This is a genomic window from Rhizobium mongolense USDA 1844, from assembly GCF_000419765.1.
GTDB classification, from domain to species: domain Bacteria; phylum Pseudomonadota; class Alphaproteobacteria; order Rhizobiales; family Rhizobiaceae; genus Rhizobium; species Rhizobium mongolense.
The window spans coordinates 1-2,175 of record NZ_ATTQ01000085.1; the positions used below are offsets into that span (position 1 = coordinate 1).

General features: G+C 55.8%; 3 protein-coding genes. 1 reads left to right on the forward strand and 2 read right to left on the reverse strand.

Features of this window, described 5'->3' with window-relative positions; genetic code table 11:
• Window positions 1–423, reverse strand: a 423-nt coding sequence (locus A3C3_RS40965; protein WP_033420044.1) for an acetyl-coenzyme A synthetase N-terminal domain-containing protein, incomplete at its 3' end; no start/stop codon positions are given.
• Window positions 424–652: 229 nt separating this feature from the next.
• Here A3C3_RS40965 and A3C3_RS0137215 point away from each other — a divergent pair.
• The gene (locus A3C3_RS0137215) at window positions 653–1,360 is read left to right on the forward strand and encodes a DUF1013 domain-containing protein (RefSeq protein ID WP_022719513.1); all 708 of its coding nucleotides are present in this window, start codon (window positions 653–655) and stop codon (window positions 1,358–1,360) included.
• 71 nt (window positions 1,361–1,431) lie between these two features.
• On the opposite strand, the gene A3C3_RS0137220 is transcribed toward A3C3_RS0137215, so the two are convergent.
• A partial coding sequence (locus tag A3C3_RS0137220; RefSeq protein WP_022719514.1) for a flagellin occupies window positions 1,432–2,175 on the reverse strand: 744 nt, incomplete at its 5' end.

Here is a 2,175-nt window from a genome sequence, read left to right on the forward strand (position 1 = left end):
GGGTATCATCGGCATATAGATGGTGACGCGGTCACCCTTCTTGACGCCATGCTTCTTCAACACGTTCGCCATGCGGCAGACATGCTCGTAAAGCTCGTTGTAGGTGATCTTCTTGTCGATATAGGGATTGTCGCCTTCGAAGATGATGGCGACCTGGTTACCGTGCGTTTTCAGGTGGCGGTCGATACAGTTGTAGGAAACGTTCGTCTGGCCGTCTTCGAACCACTTGATCGAGACCTTCCCGGTAAAGGACGTGTTCTTGACCTTCGTATAGGGCTTGAACCAGTCAATCCGCTTGCCGTGCTTGCCCCAAAATTTGTCCGGGTTCTCGATGCTCTCCTCGTACCATTTCTCATACTTGGGCTTATCGATCAGGGCATGGCTCTTCACCAGTTTCGTAACCGGATGGATCTTTTCCGACATGTGGTTCCTCCTCAACACAGGCACCGGCAAACTGCTCAGAGCGATCACCGGAACTCGATTTATGGCATTCATAGCAGGTCAAAAGCACCCGGCAATTAGACAAAGGTCATTTCATTCCTGATCAATTGCAATTCTGCGTCACTACAGTTATATAGCGCCATATTTCCCGGATATTATGGTGATATCCACGGACCGCGACACCGGCGCGGACGACAGAAGGACTATATCCATGGCTCAACAATTGCTCATGCCGAAGGCGACCGCCATCTGGCTCGTCGACAATACGGCGCTGTCTTTCGATCAGATCGCCCAGTTCTGCAAGCTGCATCCGCTCGAGGTAAAAGCAATTGCTGACGGCGAGGCAGCGCAGGGCATCAAGGGCCTGGACCCGATCTCGACCGGCCAGCTTTCACGCGATGAAATCGCCCGCGCCGAAGCAAACCCGAACCACAAGCTGAAACTCTCGGAGCCGAAGGTCCGCGTTCCCGAATCCAAGCGCCGCGGTCCGCGTTACACGCCTGTTTCCAAGCGCCAGGACCGTCCGAATGCCATTCTCTGGCTCGTTCGCAATCACCCCGAGTTGAAGGATGCTCAGATTTCACGCCTCGTCGGTACGACGAAATCGACGATCGAGCAGATTCGTGAACGCACGCATTGGAACTCGGCCAACCTGACGCCGATGGATCCGGTCACGCTCGGCCTCTGCAGCCAGATCGACCTCGATATGGAAGTGGAAAAGGCATCCAGGGGCCGGCCACTGCCGACCGCCGCCGAACTCGGCGCGACGCTGCAGTCCGCCCAGGAAACTGAGCGCATGAGCCCGAATTTCGAACGCGAAGAAGAGCGCGAAATCGACGCCGATGCCGTCTTTGCCAAGCTCAAGTCTCTGAAGTCTTCCTCCAAGGATAAGGATGAAGACGAAGACGATCGTTTCTGACCTGTTTGCATAGCGTAAAAAGACCCGCCGGATCGCTCCGGCGGGTCTTTTGTTTTCTGCTATTGCCGCGTTTAGCTGCGGAAGAGCGACAGGATGTTCTGAGATGCCGAGTTCGCAATCGACAGAGATTGGATTGCAAGCTGCTGCTGCGTCTGAAGAGCGGTCAGCTTGGAAGATTCTTCTTCCATATCGGCGTCGACGAGACGGCCGATGCCGGAGTCGATCGAGTCGCTCAAAGTCGAGACGAAATCTTCCTGCAGTTGGATGCGAGTGGAGATCGAGCCGAGCTGTGCACCGGCGCTGGTCATCGCCTTAAGAGCGGATTCGACAGCCGTCAGCGCAAGACCGACGTCATCTGTGGTGAAATTGGTGATGTCCATCTTATAGACGGAGCCGATCGTACCGTTCGAGGTGCCGATAATACCCGTGGACGTTTCGATCAGGCCTCCGCTCATGCCGAACAGGACGTTGCCGACCGAGGTATCGTCGAGGATGTATTCGGTCTGCTTGACGGATACAGCGTTCGAGCCATCGCGAACGAAGGTCGAAACGACGCTCTTCGTACCCTCGCCGGCGACCCAGTTCTCACCGGAGAAGGAAGCAGACTGAGCAATGCTCAGCAGCTGAGCCTGAAGCTGAGAAATCTCTTCCTGGACCTTGGCCTTGTCGACGCCCTTTTCGGTAGCGGCAACCAGCTTGGCCTTGATTTCGGAAACAATATCGATGGCGCTGTCCATCGCAGCATAGGCAGTGTCGACCTTGGCGGCACCGAGGCCGAGAGCGTCGGAAACAGCCGAAAGCGCCTTGTTGTCGGA